We start from the raw sequence: 18,472 nt of genomic DNA, 5'->3' as shown, positions 1-18,472 counted from the left end.
GACGCGGTGGTCGGCCGCCCCGGGTGCTGAGCCCCGGGTGCTCCGACGGCCCCGGTCCGCGTCACCGCGGGCCGGGGCCGTCGTCGTCATCAGCATCCGCCACCGCCCGCCGCACCCGCTTGTCCTCGTCGGTGCGTGCTGACCCGTCCCCGGCTCTTGGGGACCGTCGGTGGCTGCCACGCGGGCCACGTCCGTCCACCCCTCTCGCAGGGGTGCGTGCTCCGTGCCCGGTCCGAGCCGGCGACGACGGGATGCTGCACCGCCGGTCCGCTCGGGAGTCTTCAGTTGTCCTTCCTAACCGGCGGGACGTCCGATCCATTCCCGCCCGCCGGGACCAGCACGTGCCACCGCCCGCGGCGCCCGCTTGTCCTCGTCGGCGCCGTCTGACCGTCCCGGGCCCGGGGACCGTCGGTGACCGCTCCCCGGTCCGCGTCCGTCCACCCCTCTCGTAGAGGTGCGTGCTCCGCGACCGGGCCGGGCGGGACCAGGTGCTGGTGCCGGTCGCCGTCCGGGTGGTACACCCCGTCCATCGGCGGCCGCCGCCGACGGCTTGAGCCGTTCGGGTCGTGAGTTCACCCGATCGTGACGACCGGCGGCGACGGCCGCTCGACCTGTCTCGGGCAGCCCCGTGTGGCACGGTCGTCGCGTGAAGCTCGTCGACGCGACCGCCGCCCTCGCCCCCGCCGCCGTGCCGGCCGCCGCCACGGTCCTCGACGTCGTCGACTGGCGACGACGGACCGCCGCCCTGTACGCCGCCGTCCGCGAGCAGGCCGCGCAGGACCCCGCCGCCGCCCACGCCCGCTGGGTCGCCGGCCGCGACGCCCTGCTGGCCTCGCACCCGGCGTCGCCGGTCCTGCCCGACGACCGCGCGGGCTTCACCGGGGTGCCGGTCGCGCCCTACGACCCGGCCTTCCGGTTCGTCGTCGCCCTCGAGCCCGGCGCGCCGCAGCACCGGGACGTCGCGACCGGCACGGACGGCGTCGTGCCGTTCGAGAGGATCGGCACGGTGCGGCTCGGCGACCTCGGCACGCTGGACGTCTGGGCGCTGCGCACCTACGGCGGCGGGGTCTTCCTGCCGCTGCTGGACGCGACCTGCGGCCTCCCCGACCCGGCGGACGCGCCGGGGACCGCGGCCTACGGCGGCGGGCGCTACGTGCTGGACACGATCAAGGGCGCAGACCTGGGCGGTGCGCCCGACGCCCTCGTCGTGGACCTCAACTTCGCCTACAACCCCTCGTGCGCGTACGACCCGGCGTGGGCGTGCCCGCTGCCGGGTGAGGGCAACACCCTGGCCGCGCCGGTGCCCGTCGGGGAGCGCGCACCCGCCGCGCACGCCTGACGGCGCCTGCCGAGCGGGTCGAACGCCCTTCCCCCCGCTCGTCGCCCGCGCCACACTGACGTCGAGCCGGGTCCGCCGGGGGCCCGCGGAGGGAGTCCGCCGTGCTGGACCCGACGACCGCCTTCAGCGGCTTCTCCGTCGACGACGTCGAGCGCGTCGTGCCGTTCTACCGGGACGTGCTCGGCGTGCCCGTCGACGTGCGCGACGGGATGCTGAGCCTGGAGCTGGGCCCCCGCACCGTCCTCGTCTACCCCAAGGGCCCCGCGCACGCCCCGGCGTCGTTCACCGTGCTCAACTTCCCGGTCGACGACGTCCCCGGCACCGTCCGCGAGCTGACCGCCCGCGGCGTCCGCATCGAGCGCTACGAGGGCACGCCCGTCGCGACCGACGACGAGGGCGTGTTCCGCGGCGGGGTCCGCTCATCGCCTGGTTCACCGACCCCGCGCGCAACGTGCTGTCGGTGGTCGAGGCCTGATCGACGCCCCGCGCCACCCGGCGGCACCCGCCGCACGGCATCGGACGCCGGTGCCGGGAGCACCCAGGAGGTCTGCTATCGTTTCCGACCGCACGCCCGGCCAGGACGTGATCGGTACGGCCTGTCCGTGCTGGTGGGAGGGGCCGGAGCGTAACCACCTGTCCGGGTGGCGGAATGGCAGACGCGCTAGCTTGAGGTGCTAGTGCCCGAAAGGGCGTGGGGGTTCAAGTCCCCCTCCGGACACCGCCGCGGGCGCGTCCCGGGAGCATCACGACGAGAGCCCCTGCTCCGGTCATGGACCGGAGCAGGGGCTCTCGTCGTCGTGCGGCGCCCGTCGTGCCGCCGCTGCGGCCACGCGCCCCACCCGCCCGTCGTCGGAGCATGGAACGGCCGGCGCGTCCACCGCGTACGCACCTCGAGGAACGACAGCCTGCCGAAAACGGTATCGACAACGGTTGCGAAACTTTCCGGCGAAACGTACGGTCGCCAAGTCCCGGCCGGGCACCAGAGCTGGCATCCAAGTCCGGAAGGCGCCTCTTCGGCGTCGCATGCGAAGGAGCATGACGTGTCCCTCTGTCACCCCCTGCTCGTCGGCACCCTCACGCTGGCGGTCCTCACCGCCGGCGCGTCGACCGCCGCCGCAGCCCCCGCCGACCCCCGCGCGATCGACCGGTCGCCGGCCCTCCAGCGATCGACGCTGGCGAGCCTCGCCGAGGCCTCCGGCCTGGAGATCGGCGTGGCGGTCGCCGCCGACCAGTACGGCACCGACCGCAAGTACACGAAGCTCGTCGACGGGCAGTTCTCGTCGGTCACGGCCGAGAACGCCATGAAGTGGGAGTCCGTCGAGCCCGTGCGCGGGCAGTACGACTGGGCCGACGGCGACGCGCTCGTCGCCGCCGCCCAGGCCAACGGGCAGCTCGTGCGCGGCCACACCCTCGCAGGGGGCGCACCACGACGGAGAGGGGCACCGCATGGTCGCGGGCTCGGACCACGGCACGACGGACGGCACGGACGGCGCTGACGGCACGACGGACGGCACGACGCGGCGGGCGCTCGTCGTGCGTGGCGGGTGGGACGGGCACCAGCCGGAGGCGGCGACCGACCTGTTCATCCCCTTCCTGCGCGAGGAGGGCTTCACGGTCGACGTGGAGACCGACAACGAGGTGTACGCCGACGCGGACCGCATGGCGGCGACGGACCTCGTCCTGCAGTGCGTGACGATGTCGGAGATCAGCGGCCCGGCGCTCGCGGGCCTGCGCGCCGCCGTCGAGGCGGGCACGGGCTTGGCCGGCTGGCACGGAGGCATCGCCGACTCCTACCGCGCGAGCTCGGACTACCTGCAGCTCGTGGGCGGACAGTTCGCGACGCACCCGGGCCGCGAGCCCGGGCAGCGGCACGGCGACGCGTCCGACAACTTCTTGCGGCACACGGTCGAGTTCACGGCGCTGGGCAAGGAGCACCCCGTCACCGCCGGGCTGCCCGACGTCGAGCTCGAGACCGAGCAGTACTGGGTGCTGCACGACGACCTCATCGACGTCCTCGCCACGACCACCCACCCGGTGCAGCCGTGGCACCCCTGGCACCGGCCGATCGTCTCGCCGGCGGTGTGGACGCGGTCGTGGGGTGCCCGGGCGCGTCTTCGTCGCCACGCCCGGGCACTCGCCCGACGTGCTCGACCAGCCCGTGATCCGGACCGTCGTCGAGAGGGGGCTGCTGTGGGCGAGCCGCACGCGGTAGGCGTCGTCGGGCTCGGGGTCATCCTCGAGCAGTACCTCGTGACCCTGGCCGACCACCCGGGCGTGCGTCTGGCCGCCGTGGCCGACCTCGACCCCGAGCGGGCGCGGGCGGTCGCCGCGCGCGTCCCGGGGGCGCGGCCCTGCACGGTGGCCGAGCTCATGACCGACGACGAGGTCGCGACCGTCCTGGACCTGACGACCCCCAGCGCCCACGCCGACGTCGCGCTCGCGTGCTCCGCGGCGGGCAAGGACCACTACGGGGAGAAGCCGCTGGCAGCCACGTGGGAGGACGCGCAGCGCGTCGTGGCGGCCGCGGCGGCCGCCGGCACGCGGGTGGGGTGCGCGCCCGACACGGTGCTGGGGACGGGCGTCCAGACGGCCCGCGCGGCTGTCGACGCCGGGCGGATCGGCCGGCCGACGGCGGCCGTCGCCACGTGGATCTCGCCCGGGCACGAGGCCTGGCACCCGCAGCCGGACTTCTACTACCGGGCCGGAGGCGGGCCCCTGCTCGACATGGGTCCCTACTACCTGACGAGCCTCGTGCACCTGCTGGGCCCGGTCGTCGCGGTGACGGGGACGGCCGCGATGCTCCGCACCACCCGCACGATCGCCAGCGGCCCGCGGGCGGGCGAGGTCATCCCGGTCGAGGTGGCCACGCACGTGGCGGGCACCCTCGAGCATGCCGACGGCGTCGTGTCGACGGTGACGATGAGCTTCGACGGTGCCCGGACGCGGGCCCGCCCGATCGAGGTGCACGGCGAGGAGGGCTCGCTGGCGGTGCCCGACCCCAACACCTTCGCCGGGGACGTCGAGCTGTTCGCGCGGTCGTCGGGGGAGTGGGAGGTGCTGCCGCCGAGCGCGGGGTTCGTCGACGCGGGGCGTGGCGTCGGGCTCCTGGAGATGGTCGGCGCGGCCGGGCTGGGCGCGGCCCCGGAGGAGCCGCGTGCCGGCGGTGCGGTCGCCCTGCACGTCACCGAGCTCATGACGGGGCTGCTGCGGTCGGCCGACGAGGGGCGGCGGATCACCCTCACCACGGCGCCGGACCGCCCGGCACCCCTGCCCCTCGTGCCCTCGACGACCTGGCGGTCCTCGCGGGCCTGAGCCCTCGCGCCGGGCCTCGCACCCCGGCACCGTCGCCCACCGACCCCGGCCGGCCACCGCCGCGCCGGGGTCCCGTCGCGTCCGCCCCCGGTCGGCGACGCGCCTCGACGGCACGGTTCGGCGCCGGCGCCGCGGTCTGGGCGGCGTCCGGGCGGGAATGGACATCGGGCACGGCGGATGCCCGGACGGACACGCGGACCGGACCCGGTTCGTTCCGGATGACACGAGGAAGTGATTGATAGCACAGCAGAACGGGCGTCGACACAGCCTTGCCACGACGACGAGGCGAGGAGGACAGGGCCGTGTACGCACCGGAGCGCCAGCGCGAGATCGTCTCGCTCGCGCGCGCCGTCGGACGGGTGGACGTCCGCGGCCTGGCGCAGTGCCTCGAGGTGACGCAGGAGACGGTGAGGCGGGACCTGACGACCCTCGAGCAGGCCGGCCTGCTGCGCCGCGTCCACGGCGGCGCGATCCCGGCCGAGCGCCTCGACCTCGAGCCGCCGGTGGCCGAGCGCGAGGGGCGGATGATGGCCGAGAAGGAGCGCATCGCCACGGCCGCGCTCGACGAGCTGCCGGACGGCGGGTCCGTCGTCCTCGACGCGGGCACCACCACCGTCCGGCTCGCCCAGCTGCTGCCCACCGACCGCGAGCTGACGGTGGTCACGCACGCGCTGCCGGTGGCCTCGTTGCTGGCGCCGCGGCCGAACGTCACCGTCCACCTGCTGGGCGGCGTGGTGCGCACCCGGACGCTGGCGGCGGTGGGGGACTGGGCGCGCGAGTCGCTGGGCTCCCTCTTCGTCGACGTCGCGTTCCTCGGCACGAACGGGCTGAGCGCGGATCACGGTCTGACGACGCCGGACCTGGCGGAGGCGACCGTCAAGCGGGCCCTCGTCGAGCGGTCGCGCCGCACGGTCGTGCTGGCCGACCACATGAAGATCGGCCGTCGCGACTTCGCGCACGTGTGCCCGCTGGCGTCGGTCGACGCCGTCATCACCGACACCGGCCTGTCCGACGCGCTCGCCACCGAGGTCGAGGCCGCCGGCCCGACGGTCGTGCGCGCATGAGCGCCGGACCTGCAGCGACCGGCCACCCGGGCGCACCGGCGGATCGGCCGGCACCCGCACACCGGTCGGCGCCCGCCGTCCCGGCCCCCGACCCCGACCCCGCGGCGACAGCCGCCGACACGAGGAGAGTCATGAAGGTCCTACGGTTCTACGCCCCCGGCGACGTGCGCGTGGAGGACGCTCCGGAGCCCGTGGTGGGCGCGGGCGAGGTGAAGCTGCGCGTGCGGGCCTGCTCCACGTGCGGCACCGACGTGAAGATCACGAAGGCCGGGCACCAGCGCATCGTCCCGCCGCGGGTGATGGGCCACGAGATCGCGGGCGAGGTCGTGGAGGTCGGCGAGGGCGTCGAGGGCTGGGCGCCGGGCGACCGGGTCCAGGTCATCGCGGCCATCCCGTGCGGCACCTGCGAGTTCTGCCGCGCCGACCTCATGACGATCTGCCCCAACCAGCTCTCCATGGGCTACGACTTCGACGGCGGGTTCGCCGAGTACGTCATCGTCCCGCCGCAGGTGCTCGCGGTGGACGGCCTCAACCGCATCCCGGACGGCGTCTCCTTCGCGGAGGCGTCCGTCGCCGAGCCGTTCGCCTGCGCCATCAACGCCCAGGACTTCGTCGACGTGCACGCCGGCGACGACGTGGTCGTCGTCGGGTCGGGCCCCATCGGGTGCATCCACGTCCGCCTGGCCCGGGCGCGCGGCGCGGCCCGCGTGTTCCTCGTCGAGCTGAGCCGCGAGCGGCTGGACCTCGCGGCCAAGGTCGTCGAGCCCGACGCGGCCATCTGCGCCTCGGAGGTCGACCCGGTCGAGGCCGTTCTCGAGGTCACGGGCGGCCGGGGTGCGGACGTCGTCATCACGGCGGCGGCGTCGGGGGCGGCGCAGGAGCAGGCGCTGCGCATGGTCGCGCCCCGCGGGCGCATCAGCTTCTTCGGCGGGCTGCCCAAGGACCGCCCGACGATCACGCTCGACTCCAACGTCGTGCACTACAAGGAGCTGACGATCAAGGGCGCCAACGGCTCGAGCTCGGCGCACAACAAGGAGGCGCTGGCGATGATCGCCGACGGCCGCGTGCCGGTCGCCGACCTCATCACCCACCGGATCCCCCTCGAGCAGGTGCTCGACGGCATCGCCGTCGTGTCCGCGGGGACCGGCATCAAGGTCACCGTCGAGCCGTAGCCCCGGCAGGCGCACCACCCCGCGGCCCCCGGGCCGCGGGAGCACCACCCCACCAGCTCGAGGACGGTCGAGCGGAGAGTGTCGAGGATGACCACAGCAACAGCCGCCCCACGGGCGCGGGCGGGAAAGAGCGCGCAGGTGCGCGTGCAGCGGTTCGGGGCGTTCCTGACCGGCATGATCATGCCCAACCTGCCGGCCTTCGTGGCCTGGGGCCTGATCACGTCCCTGTTCATCTCGGTCGGCTGGGCGCCGAACGGGATCCTCGGCGGTTTCGCCAACGCCGACAACTCCTCGTGGAGCGGCGCGGCCACGCAGCTCGTGCAGGCCGACGACGGCACGACGTTCCGCCAGTACCTGGGCCTCGTCGGCCCGATGATCACGTACCTCCTGCCCATCCTCATCGCCAACTGATGATCGTCGGCCCGCTCGCGGGCTGGGTGATGAAGAAGGTCGACGCCCTGTGGGACGGCAAGATCCGGCCGGGCTCCGAGATGCTCGTCAACATGTACTCCGCCGGCATCGTCGGCATGCTCCTGGCGATCGCGGCGTTCTTCGGCATCGCGCCGGTCGTCACGGCGCTGAGCACGGCCCTGGGCGACGTCGTGGAGTGGCTCGCCGACAACAGCCTCCTGCCGCTCATGGGCATCATCGTCGAGCCCGCCAAGGTGCTCTTCCTCAACAACGCCATCGGCAACGGCGTCCTGGTCCCGCTGGGTGCGCAGCAGGTCGTCGAGAACGGCAAGTCCCTGCTGTTCATGGTCGAGTCCAACCCCGGGCCGGGCCTCGGCATCCTGCTGGCCTACACGCTGTTCGGCCTCGGCGCGGCGAAGGCGTCGGCCCCCGGCGCGCTCGTCATCCACTTCTTCGGCGGCATCCACGAGGTGTACTTCCCGTTCGTCCTCATGAAGCCGGTGCTCATCGTCGCCGCGATCGCCGGCGGCGCCACGGGCATCGCGACGAACGCCGTGTTCGGCAGCGGCCTCGTGGGCCCCGCTGCTCCCGGCAGCATCTTCGCCACCTTCGCGCAGACCTCCCGCGACAGCTTCGTCGGCGTGACCCTGGCCGTCGTCCTGTCCGCGGCCGTGTCGTTCCTCATCTCCGCGGTCATCCTGCGGGCCTCCCGCCGCCGCGATCTCGCGGCGGGTGAGAGCGGCGACCTCGCGGCCGCCATCGCGCAGACCGAGGCGAACAAGGGCCGCAGCAGCGCGGCGCTCGGCGCGATGAGCGCCCGGTCGACGAACGGCACGGCCGCATCCGCCACGAACGGCACGACGAACGGGACCGCTGACGGGACCGCGAACGGGACCACGGCCGCCACGCTCGACCGGCCGGTGCGTCAGATCGTCTTCGCCTGCGACGCCGGCATGGGCTCCAGCGCGATGGGCGCCAGCGTCCTGCGCAAGAAGCTGAAGACCGCCGGGGTGGAGGGCGTCACGGTCGTCAACCGGGCCGTCGCGAACCTCACGGACGGCGAGGCCGAGCTCGTCATCAGCCAGCGCGAGCTGACGGACCGAGCGCGGCACCAGGCGCCGCACGCGGTGCACCTGTCCGTGGACAACTTCATGAACAGCCCCGTCTACGACGAGGTCGTGCAGCTCGTGCGGTCGTCCTCCGACCGGGAGGGTGCGGGCCTGTGACCGCCGTGCTGACGCGTGAGCTCGTCCGGCTCGGGGGACGGGCCCGCACGAAGGACGAGGCGATCCGCGAGGCCGGGGAGCTCCTGGTCGAGGCGGGCGCCGTCGGCCCGGCGTACGTGGACGCCATGGCGGAGCGGGAGCGCACCATCTCGACGTACATGGGCAGCCTGCTGGCCATCCCGCACGGCACGAACGACGCCAAGAAGGAGATCCGCCGCTCGGCGGTCTGCCTCGTGCGGTACGACGAGCCCATCGACTGGGGCGGCGGACCCGTCCGGGTGGTCGTCGGCATCGCGGGGGCCGAGGACGAGCACCTGGAGATCCTGTCCTCGATCGCGCAGGTGTTCTGCGAGCCGGCCGAGGTGGACAAGGTCCTCGCCGCCCGCAGCGCCGACGAGATCACCGACGTCCTCGCGGCGGCGGGCGAGGAGTAGCCCACCCCTCGCGGTCCGCCACGGCCCCGGTCCCTGCGACGACGTCGCGGGGCCCGGGGCCGTCCGCCTGTTCGGCACGTCCTGGGGCCCGGCTGCACCACGGGCGCGCCCGGCCCGCGCAGAGGGCAGACTGACCGATGGGTGCCGACCGGCCCCACGGGCGACGAGGAGCGGCCAGCCATGTCCGACAGCACCGGGACGGGCGCCGGCCCGCGCACGACCGTGGCGGGACGCCCGGTGGTCCGCCGCGTCGCCGGGCACCGGCCCCGGCCCGTGCCGGCCCCCGGTGCACCGGCCCCGCAGTGGCTGCAGGTGCTCGCGGCCGTCTCGTGGCGGCTGCTCGTCGTCGTCGCCGCGGTGTCCCTCGTCTTCTACGCCACCGCGCAGGTGCAGCTGCTGTTCGTCGCGCTGTTCCTCGCGCTCGTCTTCACCGCCGTGCTGCGGCCCCTGGTCGACCTGCTGGACCGGGTGATGCCGCGGGGGATCGCCACGGCGATCGGCCTGCTGGCCGGCTTCGCGTTCTTCGCCGGTCTCGTCGCGTACGTGGCCTACTCCGTCGCCGACCAGTGGAGCGCGCTGCAGCGGCAGTTCGGGCAGGGCATCGAGCAGATCACGGACTACCTCGAGGGCGGCTCGCTGCCCTTCGTCATCGACCGTGACCAGATCGCCGAGTGGGTCGCCAACGCCCAGGTGTGGGTCCAGGAGCACTCCGGGGAGCTGGCGTCCCAGGCGGCCGAGCGGGCGGGGTCGGTCGTCGAGATCTTCACCGGGCTGGCGCTGGCGATCTTCTGCGCCGTGTTCTTCCTGGCCCGCGGCACGTCGATGTGGACGTGGTTCCTCAACCAGCTCCCCGCCCGCGTGCGCGGCACCTGGCAGGAGGCGGCGGACGCGGGGTGGAGCACCTTCTCGGGCTACACGCGCGGCATCGTCTTCGTCGCCCTGTCCGACGGGCTGCTGGCGCTCGTGTTCCTCTCGGCCCTGCAGGTGCCGCTCGCCGCGCCCCTGGCCGTCCTCGTGTTCGTCGGCGCGTTCATCCCGCTCATCGGCGCCCCCCTGGCCATGGTCGTGGCCATGATCGTCGCGCTCGCGGCGAACGGGTTCTGGGCGGCCGTGGTCGTCGGCCTGGGGATCGCGGGCATCGGGCAGATCGAGGGGCACGTCCTGCAGCCGCTCATCATGGGCAAGCAGGTGTCCCTGCACCCGGTCATGGTGGCGGTGGCGGTGACGGCGGGCACGCTGACCGCGGGAATCCTCGGGGCGGTCGTGGCCGTCCCGCTCGTGTCCGTGGCCTGGGCGATCTTCTCCCGGCTGCGGACCGTCGACCCCCCGCTGCCCGACGAGGACGAGGACCCCCTCGTCGAGCACGTCGGCGAGCGGGGGGACGGCGTGCCCGACGAGGAGGGCGCCGCACCCGCCCGCGTCTAGGGGCGGGCGCCGTCGTCGGGTCGCGTGCCACCAGGCACGTCGGGCGGCGGGACCGCGACGGGGCGCAGGCCGTGCACCACGTCGAGCAGGAGCCGGTTGAACGCGACCGGGTGCTCGCTGTTGACGTCGTGGCCGGCGCCGGGCACGACGTGCACCCGCAGCCCGGGCACAGCGCGGCGGTAGCGCCACTCGTCGAACCGGAGGGGGTCGCGGCGGCCGTTGACCACCCACACGGGCACGGTGAGCCGGCGCAGGTCGTCCAGCGGCGAGTAGCCCGCCAGCGTCGTGAGCATGTCCGTCACCACGTGCCACGTCCCGCCGCCGAGGCCGAACGTCCGCGTGACGTACCGCGACAGCTCGCGGTAGGCGCGCAGCGGCTTGCCGCGCAGCTGCGTCGAGCACCCGGCCAGCACGACGCCCGCGAGGTGGTCGCCGCCCGCGGCCGCGTACGCCAGGCACAGGTACCCCCCGAGCGAGAGCCCGACGAGCAGCGGCGGCACCTCGCACCCGCGGACGGCGGCGTCGATGGCCTCCAGGGCGCCCCGCCGGGTCAGCCGCTCCCCGCTGCGCGTGCCGTGGCCGGGCAGGTCGATGGCGTGGACGGGGTGCCCGTGCGCGGCCAGCGCCGCCGCCTGCCCGGACCAGATGGCCGACGAGGTGCGCGTCCCGTGCACGAGGACCACCGGCCGGCCCAGCACCTCCTCGGGGGTCACCGGCCCGACCACCGTCCCAGCAGCGAGCGCAGCCGGCCCACGTACCCGCCGCCGAACAGCACGGCGTGCACCGCGAGCGGGAAGAGCTGGTGCAGCGACGTGCGCCCCTGCCAGCCCGGCCGCAGCGGGTGGGCGGCGTCGTAGGCCGCGAGCACGGCGTCCAGGTGCGGCAGGCCGAACAGCGCGAGCATCGCGAGGTCGTCCTCGCGGTGGCCGCCGTGCGCCGCGGGGTCGACGAGCACCGCGCCGTCGGCGGTCCACACGACGTTGCCGGACCACAGGTCGCCGTGCAGCCGCGCCGGCGGCTCGTCGTCGCCGCCGAGGCCGGCGCGCAGCCGGTCGGCGACGCGCCCGGCCGCGGCGAGGTCGTCGGCGCCGAGCACCCCGCGCGTCACGCCCTCGCGCACGGTCGGCAGGAGGCGCGCGTCCGCCAGCAGCTCCCCCCAGGACGACGCCGTGTCGCCCGGCAGCGTGAGCGGGTCGTCGAGGGGGCCGAAGAAGAAGGGGCCGGGTGCGTCCGGCGGCGCCGCCCCGAACGCCGGCGCACCCGCGTCGTGCGTCCGTGCGAGGGCCGTGCCGAAGGCGGCGGCCGCGGCGGCGGTGGGGGCCGCCGGCTCGAGGCGGTCGAGGGTGAGCGACCCCTCGTCGACGTCCCGCACCGCGACCACGGCCGCCCCGCCCGCGGCGGCCAGCCAGCGCAGGCCGGCGGCTTCCCGGCGGAAGAACCCGGGGGGCGCTCCCGTCCGTGCCTTGCGGAACTCGGGGGTCCCGGGCCGGCGGTCGTGCGAGGTCACCGCCCCAGCCTGGCGCACGGGCAGGAGGGGAGCACGGCGACGGGCGGGTGATGATGGGGGCATGACCGACGGCACCACCGCCCCCGAGCCCGCCGACCACTCGCTGACCGACCGGGCGCTCGACCCGTCCAACCCCTTCGCGGCGCCGTCCGTGCTGCCCTACGGGCTGCCGGACTTCCGCGCGATCCGCGTGGAGCACGTGCGTCCCGCCGCGCTCGCGGGCATGGCGCAGCAGCGGGCCGAGGTGGAGGCGCTCGTCACCGACCCCGCGGCACCGACGGTGGAGAACACCCTCGAGGCGCTCGAGCGCTCCGGCCGGCTGCTGGACCGGGTGCTGTCCGTGTTCTTCACGCTCGTCAGCTCCCACGGCACGCCCGACGTCGAGGCGCTGCAGGTCGAGCTGGCGCCGCTGCTCGCCGCGCACCACGACGCCATCGAGCTGGACCCGCGCCTCTTCGCGCGCGTGGACGCGCTGCGCGCGCAGGCCGCGGCGGGCGACCTGGTGCTCGAGCCCGACACCGCCTGGTTGCTGACGCGCACCCACCGCCGGCTCGTGCGCGCCGGGGCGCAGCTCGACGACGCGCAGCGCGCGCACCTGACGGAGCTCAACACGGAGATCAGCCGGCACTCCACGGACTTCGAGCGCACGCTCCAGGCGGCGACGAACGCCGGCGCGCTCCTGCTCACCGACGAGGCGGAGACCGCCGGCATGCCGGCCGGTGCGCTCGCGGCGGCCCGGCAGGCGGCGGCCGGGCGCGGGCAGGAGGGCTGGCTCGTCGAGCTCGTCCTCCCCTCGCAGCAGCCGGCGCTGGCCTGGCTCGAGGACCGGTCCGTGCGCGAGCGCCTGTACCGCGCGACGGTCGAGCGGGGCCTGGGCGGCGAGCACGACACCCGTCCGCACCTGCTCGCCCTGGCCCGGCTGCGCGCCGAGCGCGCCCGGCTGCTCGGCGCCGAGCACCACGCGGCGTACGTGGCGCAGGACGCGACGGCGGGGTCGGCGGAGGCGGTGGCCGAGATGCTCGCGCGCGTGACGCCGCCGGCGGTCGCCAACGGGCACCGCGAGGCGGCCGAGCTGCAGGCCGCGCTCGAGCGGGACGTGCCGGGTGCGACCCTCGAGCCGTGGGACTGGGCGTTCTACGCCGAGCGGGTCGGCGCCGACCGCGGGTCGGTCACCGACGCCCAGACGCGGCCCTACCTCGAGCTCGACCGCGTCCTGCGCGACGGTGTGTTCGCGGCCGCCCACCGGCTCTACGGCCTCACCGTCGCCGAGCGCGACGACCTCGTCGGCTACCACCCGGACGTGCGGGTCTTCGAGGTGCGCGACGCCGACGGCACCGGCGTCGGCCTGTTCCTCGGCGACTGGTTCACCCGGGACACGAAGAAGGGCGGGGCCTGGATGAACCACCTCGTCCACCAGTCCACGCTGCTCGACGAGCGGCCCGTCGTGATCAACAACCTCAACGTGCCCAAGCCGCCGCCGGGCGAGCCCGTGCTGCTCACCTGGGACGAGGTCATCACGATGTTCCACGAGTTCGGGCACGCGCTGCACGGGCTGTTCTCGTCCGTCCGCTGGCCGTCCCAGTCGGGCACGAACGTGCCGCGCGACTTCGTCGAGTACCCCTCGCAGGTCAACGAGATGTGGGCGTGGGAGCCCGAGGTGCTGCGGTCCTTCGCGGTGCACCACGCGACGGGCGAGCCCATGCCGGCGGAGTGGGTCGACACGCTGCTCGCGGCCCGGCAGGACGGGGAGGGCTACGCGACGACGACCTACCTGTCGGCCGCGCTGCTCGACCAGGCGTGGCACCGGCTGGCGCCCGAGGAGGTGCCGGCCGACGTCGCCGAGGTCGAGGCGTTCGAGGCGGCGGCGCTCGAGCGTGCGGGCCTGACCGTGCACGCCATCCCGACGCGGTACCGGTCCACGTACTTCGCGCACGTCTTCGCCGGGGGCTACGCGGCCGGCTACTACTCCTACATCTGGTCGGAGGTGCTCGACGCCGACACCGTGGAGTGGTTCCGGGAGAACGGCGGCCTGCGGCGGGAGAACGGGGACACCTTCCGCGCCCGGCTGCTCTCGCGCGGGCACGCCCAGGACCCGCTCGCCTCGTTCCGCGACCTGCGCGGGCGGGACGCCAGCATCGAGCCCCTGCTCGTCCGGCGCGGGCTCACCGGGGCGGCGGCCTGACGCGCGGCCGCGGGACGGCGTCCGCCCGGGTGTCCGCCTAGGGTGGGCGCCATGGCCGCACCGCACCCCACCGCCGCCGACGAGGTCCTCGGCATCTGCCGGGACCTCATCCGGTTCGACACGTCGAACTACGGCGACGGGTCCGGGCCCGGTGAGCGGGCGGCGGCCGAGCACGTCGCCGGCCTGCTCGACGAGGTCGGCATCACGCCGGAGGTCTTCGAGTCCGCGCCCGGCCGCACGAGCGTCGTCGCCCGCATCGCGGGGGAGGACCCGTCGCGGCCCGCCCTCGTCCTGCACGGGCACACCGACGTCGTGCCGGCGCGCGCCGAGGAGTGGACCGTCGACCCCTTCGCGGCGGAGGTCGCCGACGGCATGGTCTGGGGCCGCGGCGCCGTCGACATGAAGGACATGGACGCGATGATCCTGTCCGTCGTGCGGCAGATGGCCCGCGAGGGCCGCCGGCCCGCGCGCGACGTCGTCGTCGCCATGTTCGCCGACGAGGAGGCCGGCGGCGTCTGGGGCTCGCGCTGGACGGTCGAGCACCGGCCGGAGCTGTTCGAGGGGGCGACCGAGGCGGTCAGCGAGGTCGGCGGCTACTCCGTCGACGTGCAGGGGCGGCGCCTGTACCTCGTGCAGACCGCCGAGAAGGGCATCGCGTGGCTGCGGCTGCTCGCCGAGGGGCGCGCGGGGCACGGCAGCCAGGTCGCGCCGGACAACGCCGTGACGCACCTGGCCGAGGCGGTGGCCCGCATCGGCCGGTACGCGTGGCCGCTGCACCTCACGCCCACGGTCCGCACCCTGCTCGAGGGGGTGGCCGACCTCACCGGCCTGCCGTTCGACCCCGAGGACCCGACGACGATCGACGCGCTCGTCGCGGCGCTCGGGCCGGCCGCGCGCTTCGTCGGCGCCACGCTGCGGCACACGACCAACCCCACGCAGCTCGGTGCCGGGTACAAGGCGAACGTCATCCCGCGCACCGCGGAGGCCACCGTCGACGCCCGGTTCCTGCCCGGGCTCGAGGACGACTTCGACCGGACGATGAAGGACCTCGCCGGCGACCACGTGCAGGTCGAGGAGATCAACCGCGACGTCGCCCTCGAGGCGCCGGTGACGGGCGACCTCATGGACGCCATGGTCGACGCGCTGCTGGCCGAGGACCCGGACGCCGCCGTGCTGCCGTACACGCTGTCGGCCGGCACCGACAACAAGGCCCTGTCCCGCCTCGGCATCGCCGGCTACGGGTTCGTGCCGCTGCTGCTGCCGCCCGAGCTGGACTTCCCCGGGATGTTCCACGGGGTCGACGAGCGCGTCCCCGTCGACTCGCTCGTCTTCGGCACGCGCGTGCTGGACCGGCTGCTGCGGACCTGCTGACCCGCCGCAGGCGGCGGCGTCCCCCTAGTGCTCCCCGAGCGTGCTGCGCACGCGGATGATGCGGCGGCGCAACCACACCTTGCGCAGCCCGCCCGCGAAGAGGCGGGTGCGTGCCAGCTCCCAGCGGCCGTACTCGGCCTGCTCGGACAGCAGCCGCGTGGCGTCGGAGCGGCTCGTGCTGCCAGGCAGGGTCAGCACGCGGTACTCGTAGGCCGCGCCCTGGTCCGCCCACGTGCTGCGCACCCGCGCGCCCCCCGCCGTCCCGGCGCCCGTCCCCGACCCGGTGCCTGATCCGGTGCTCGACCCGGTGCCCAGGAACGGGCGCCCGGGGACGACCCCGTCCGTGCCGTCGTCGTGCCGTCCGCGCATGCGCGCCCTCCGTCCCTCCGCGTCCCGGCAGATCCTGCCGTCGTCCGGTGACCGAACGCCACCGCTGGCCGGGCTGTTCCCGCCGGCGTCCCGCGGACCCCGTGCCGACGTCGGTCCCGAGGACCGTTCCCGCAGGTGCCGACCACGTGCCCCCGGCGCTACGGTCAGGGCATGACCGTCGACCCGCGCGCCGCCCTGGACCGCCTCATCGCCGCCCTCGAGGCGCACTACGCGGCCGTCGCCCAGCGCCAGGGGGAGGACGACCCGGCCGTCGACGACGCGTACGACGTGCTGGCGGACGCGTTCGAGGTCTACGACGACGCGCTCGGCACCGTCCACGGGGAGGCGACGCCGTTCTACCTGGCCGAGGACGACGAGGAGGGCGACGACCTCGACGACGAGGACGACCTCGAGGACGACGACCTCGACGAGGACGCCCCCGCGCCGGCGCGCTGACCCCGGGCGCCGCCCGCGCGCGGGACCGGGCTCACGGCCGGGCTCACGGCCAGGCTCACGGCCGGGCTCAGGGTCGGGCTCACGGCCGGGCGGCCGGGCCGAACCGCTCCGGGTAGCCGACGACCGGTGCCGTCACCTCGTCGAGGGCGGCGCGGATCTGCGGCGGGAGCACGACGTCGTCGGCCGCCAGGCACGCGCGGAGCTGCCCGGTGGTGCGCGGCCCGACGAGCGCCGCGGCGACGCCCGGCCGGTCCCGCACCCACGCCAGCGCGACGTCCAGCGGGGACACCTCGAGCCCGGCCGCCGCGGTCGCGCACGCCTCGACGACGGTCGCGGCGGCACGCGTGAGGTAGGGCTCGACGAACCCCGCCAGGTGGGTGGAGGCGGCGCGGGAGTCCGGCGGCACGGTGCGGCGGTACTTGCCGGTCAGCACCCCGCGGCCGAGCGCCGACCAGGCCAGCAGCCCCGCGCCCAGCGCCTGCGCCGCGGGCAGCACCTCCCGCTCGACGCCGCGCTGCAGGAGGTTGTACTCCGCCTGCACCGCGGCCAGGCCCGTGCCGTCGTCGAGCAGGCCCGCGGCCCGCGCGACCTGCCACCCGGGGTGGTTGGCGAGGCCGACGTACCGGGCCCGGCCGGTGCTCACGGCCAGCCGCAGGGTCGCCACCGTCTCCTCCAGCGGCGTGCGCGCGTCCGGCCCCTGCACCAGCCAGAGGTCGACGTGGTCGGTGCCCAGCCGGCGCAGCGACGCGTCCAGCGACGCGAGCATGGCCCCGCGCGAGGCGTCGACCACCCCGCCGCCCGCGGTCGACCGGACGCCCGCCTTCGTGCACAGCACGACGTCCTCGCGCGCCACGTCGCCGCGCAGCAGCTCGCCCAGCAGCTCCTCGGCACCGCCGTCCGCGTAGGAGGCCGCGGTGTCGACGAGGGTCCCGCCCGCGTCGAGGAAGGTGCGCAGCTGCTCCCCGGCGTCGTGCGGGTCGGTGTCGCGGCTCCAGGTCATCGTCCCGAGGCCGAGCCGGGACACCTGCAGCCCGGTCCGACCGAGGTGGCGCTGCTCCATGGCCGGTCACCCTACGCAACCGCCCGTGGGGCCAGGTGGTGTGAGGCAGCCCTCGTCACGGGGACCGGGGGCGCCGCGGCGGGGGCGGTTAGGGTCGGCGCTCGTGGAGAACGGCATGGGAGTCATCGAGGCGGCGGTCCTGGGTCTGGTCCAGGGGCTGACCGAGTTTCTGCCCATCTCCTCCAGCGCGCACCTGCGGATCGTCGGGGAGCTCATGGGCTCCGACCCGGGGGCCGCCTTCACGGCGATCATCCAGCTCGGCACCGAGCTCGCCGTGCTCCTCTACTTCCGCAAGGACATCGCCCGCATCGTCGCGGCGTGGTGGCGGGCGCTGACCGGTCGGCTGGGCACGGACCTGCGGTCCCGGCTCGGGGCTCCCCGGGGACGGGCGCAGGACCACGACGCGCTCATGGGCTGGTTCGTCATCCTCGGCTCGGTGCCCATCGTCGTGCTCGGGCTCGCCTTCCAGGAGCAGATCGAGGAGCCGTTCCGCAACCTCTGGCTCATCGCGGGGACGCTGGCGGTCTTCGCGCTCGTGCTCGGCTGGGCCGACCGCGTCGGCGCCAAGCGGCGCATGCTCGAGGAGCTGACGCCGAAGCACGCGCTGTACTTCGGCCTGGCGCAGGCGCTGGCGCTCGTGCCCGGCGTCTCCCGCTCGGGCGGCACCATCACCTTCGGGCTGCTCATGGGCTACACCCGCGAGGCCGCGGCCCGGTACTCCTTCCTGCTCGCGCTGCCGGCCGTGTTCGGCTCGGGGCTGTTCCAGCTCGTCAAGAGCGCGGGCGACCTGGGGACGGCGGGGACGCCCGGCGCGCTGCCGACCCTCGTCGCCACGGTCATCTCGTTCGTCGTCGGCTACGTGGTCATCATCGGCTTCCTCAAGCTCGTCTCCACCCGCAGCTACTGGCCGTTCGTCTGGTACCGGCTGGGCCTGGCGGCGCTCGTCGTCGTCCTGCTGCTGGTCGGCGTGCTGGAGCCGCTGTCGGGCGCCTCGGCCGCCTGAACCGGCCGCGCTCACACCGGCCCCGGGCCGGGTGAGAGACAACCGTTCCGACGAGGAAACGACGCGCACCTCGCGGTGTAACACCGCGCTCGTAGCGTCGGGGACGTCACAGGGCACCACCGCCCGCACCGCCTGACGGTG

The 18,472-nt window shown here is 75.2% G+C and carries 16 protein-coding genes, 1 tRNA gene and 2 pseudogenes; 15 read left to right on the top strand and 4 right to left on the bottom strand.

Annotated elements, in window-relative coordinates:
- Nucleotides 1–646 precede the first annotated feature (646 nt).
- The 11 genes and pseudogenes from BM048_RS13195 to BM048_RS13145 all read left to right on the top strand — a co-directional run bounded on the left by BM048_RS13195 (nt 647) and on the right by BM048_RS13145 (nt 10,383).
- Nucleotides 647–1,339: a DUF1684 domain-containing protein gene (locus BM048_RS13195; RefSeq protein ID WP_203708811.1), complete on the top strand. Its 693-nt coding sequence runs from the start codon at nt 647–649 to the stop codon at nt 1,337–1,339.
- Nucleotides 1,340–1,440: 101 nt separating this feature from the next.
- Nucleotides 1,441–1,968 (top strand): VOC family protein, encoded by a 528-nt coding sequence (locus BM048_RS13190; RefSeq protein ID WP_308439505.1) that lies wholly within the window; start codon nt 1,441–1,443, stop codon nt 1,966–1,968.
- A gap of 6 nt (nt 1,969–1,974) precedes the next feature.
- Nucleotides 1,975–2,057: transfer RNA gene (locus BM048_RS13185), tRNA-Leu, on the top strand.
- 322 nt (nt 2,058–2,379) lie between these two features.
- Complete coding sequence (locus BM048_RS13180; RefSeq protein WP_203708813.1) at nt 2,380–2,835, top strand: endo-1,4-beta-xylanase; 456 nt, start codon at nt 2,380–2,382, stop codon at nt 2,833–2,835.
- Between the two features lie 37 nt (nt 2,836–2,872).
- Nucleotides 2,873–3,551: pseudogene (locus tag BM048_RS13175) on the top strand (ThuA domain-containing protein).
- On the top strand, nt 3,530–4,651 hold the full coding sequence (locus tag BM048_RS13170; RefSeq protein ID WP_090033736.1) for a Gfo/Idh/MocA family protein: 1,122 nt from the start codon (nt 3,530–3,532) through the stop codon (nt 4,649–4,651). The pseudogene BM048_RS13175 and the gene BM048_RS13170 overlap by 22 nt, the downstream one beginning before the upstream one ends.
- Before the next feature lie 302 nt (nt 4,652–4,953).
- Nucleotides 4,954–5,715, top strand: a complete 762-nt coding sequence (locus BM048_RS13165; RefSeq protein ID WP_090033734.1) for a DeoR/GlpR family DNA-binding transcription regulator — start codon at nt 4,954–4,956, stop codon at nt 5,713–5,715.
- A gap of 131 nt (nt 5,716–5,846) precedes the next feature.
- Nucleotides 5,847–6,887 (top strand): zinc-dependent dehydrogenase, encoded by a 1,041-nt coding sequence (locus BM048_RS13160; RefSeq protein WP_090033732.1) that lies wholly within the window; start codon nt 5,847–5,849, stop codon nt 6,885–6,887.
- Nucleotides 6,888–6,974: 87 nt separating this feature from the next.
- Nucleotides 6,975–8,524 (top strand): annotated as a pseudogene (locus tag BM048_RS13155) (PTS mannitol transporter subunit IIBC).
- A complete protein-coding gene (locus BM048_RS19185) occupies nt 8,521–8,958 on the top strand; it encodes a PTS mannitol transporter subunit IIA (RefSeq protein ID WP_090033730.1) in 438 nt (145 codons plus the stop codon). The pseudogene BM048_RS13155 and the gene BM048_RS19185 overlap by 4 nt, the downstream one beginning before the upstream one ends.
- Before the next feature lie 180 nt (nt 8,959–9,138).
- Entirely contained in the window at nt 9,139–10,383 is a 1,245-nt protein-coding gene (locus BM048_RS13145; RefSeq protein ID WP_090033729.1) for an AI-2E family transporter, read from the top strand.
- Here the strand turns inward: BM048_RS13145 and BM048_RS13140 are convergent.
- Entirely contained in the window at nt 10,380–11,096 is a 717-nt protein-coding gene (locus tag BM048_RS13140; RefSeq protein WP_239078785.1) for an alpha/beta fold hydrolase, read from the bottom strand. The genes BM048_RS13145 and BM048_RS13140 overlap by 4 nt on opposite strands.
- Complete coding sequence (locus BM048_RS13135; protein ID WP_239078786.1) at nt 11,093–11,890, bottom strand: fructosamine kinase family protein; 798 nt, start codon at nt 11,888–11,890, stop codon at nt 11,093–11,095. Before BM048_RS13135 ends, BM048_RS13140 begins: the two co-directional genes overlap by 4 nt.
- A gap of 61 nt (nt 11,891–11,951) precedes the next feature.
- Here BM048_RS13135 and BM048_RS13130 point away from each other — a divergent pair, with 61 nt between their 5' ends.
- Together BM048_RS13130 and BM048_RS13125 are read left to right on the top strand one after the other, a co-directional pair.
- Entirely contained in the window at nt 11,952–14,072 is a 2,121-nt protein-coding gene (locus tag BM048_RS13130) for a M3 family metallopeptidase (RefSeq protein ID WP_090033727.1), read from the top strand.
- 51 nt (nt 14,073–14,123) lie between these two features.
- Nucleotides 14,124–15,443: a M20/M25/M40 family metallo-hydrolase gene (locus tag BM048_RS13125; RefSeq protein ID WP_090033832.1), complete on the top strand. Its 1,320-nt coding sequence runs from the start codon at nt 14,124–14,126 to the stop codon at nt 15,441–15,443.
- Between the two features lie 24 nt (nt 15,444–15,467).
- Here BM048_RS13125 and BM048_RS19060 read toward each other — a convergent pair whose 3' ends face one another.
- Nucleotides 15,468–15,812: a DUF5703 family protein gene (locus tag BM048_RS19060; protein WP_308439506.1), complete on the bottom strand. Its 345-nt coding sequence runs from the start codon at nt 15,810–15,812 to the stop codon at nt 15,468–15,470.
- Nucleotides 15,813–15,983: 171 nt separating this feature from the next.
- Here BM048_RS19060 and BM048_RS13115 point away from each other — a divergent pair, with 171 nt between their 5' ends.
- Nucleotides 15,984–16,268, top strand: a complete 285-nt coding sequence (locus BM048_RS13115) for a primosomal protein (protein WP_090033830.1) — start codon at nt 15,984–15,986, stop codon at nt 16,266–16,268.
- Nucleotides 16,269–16,347: 79 nt separating this feature from the next.
- On the opposite strand, the gene BM048_RS13110 is transcribed toward BM048_RS13115, so the two are convergent.
- Nucleotides 16,348–17,328: an aldo/keto reductase gene (locus BM048_RS13110; protein ID WP_090033726.1), complete on the bottom strand. Its 981-nt coding sequence runs from the start codon at nt 17,326–17,328 to the stop codon at nt 16,348–16,350.
- A gap of 115 nt (nt 17,329–17,443) precedes the next feature.
- Here BM048_RS13110 and BM048_RS13105 point away from each other — a divergent pair, with 115 nt between their 5' ends.
- Nucleotides 17,444–18,331 carry an undecaprenyl-diphosphate phosphatase gene (locus tag BM048_RS13105; protein WP_090033724.1) on the top strand — a complete coding sequence of 296 codons (888 nt, stop codon included), beginning with the start codon at nt 17,444–17,446 and terminating at the stop codon, nt 18,329–18,331.
- Nucleotides 18,332–18,472 lie beyond the last annotated feature (141 nt).

This window comes from Cellulomonas marina (assembly GCF_900111925.1).
Classification (GTDB): Bacteria; Actinomycetota; Actinomycetes; order Actinomycetales; family Cellulomonadaceae; genus Cellulomonas; species Cellulomonas marina.
The sequence above is the reverse complement of the archived record's forward strand: the minus strand, read 5'-3'. Positions and strand labels throughout refer to the sequence as shown.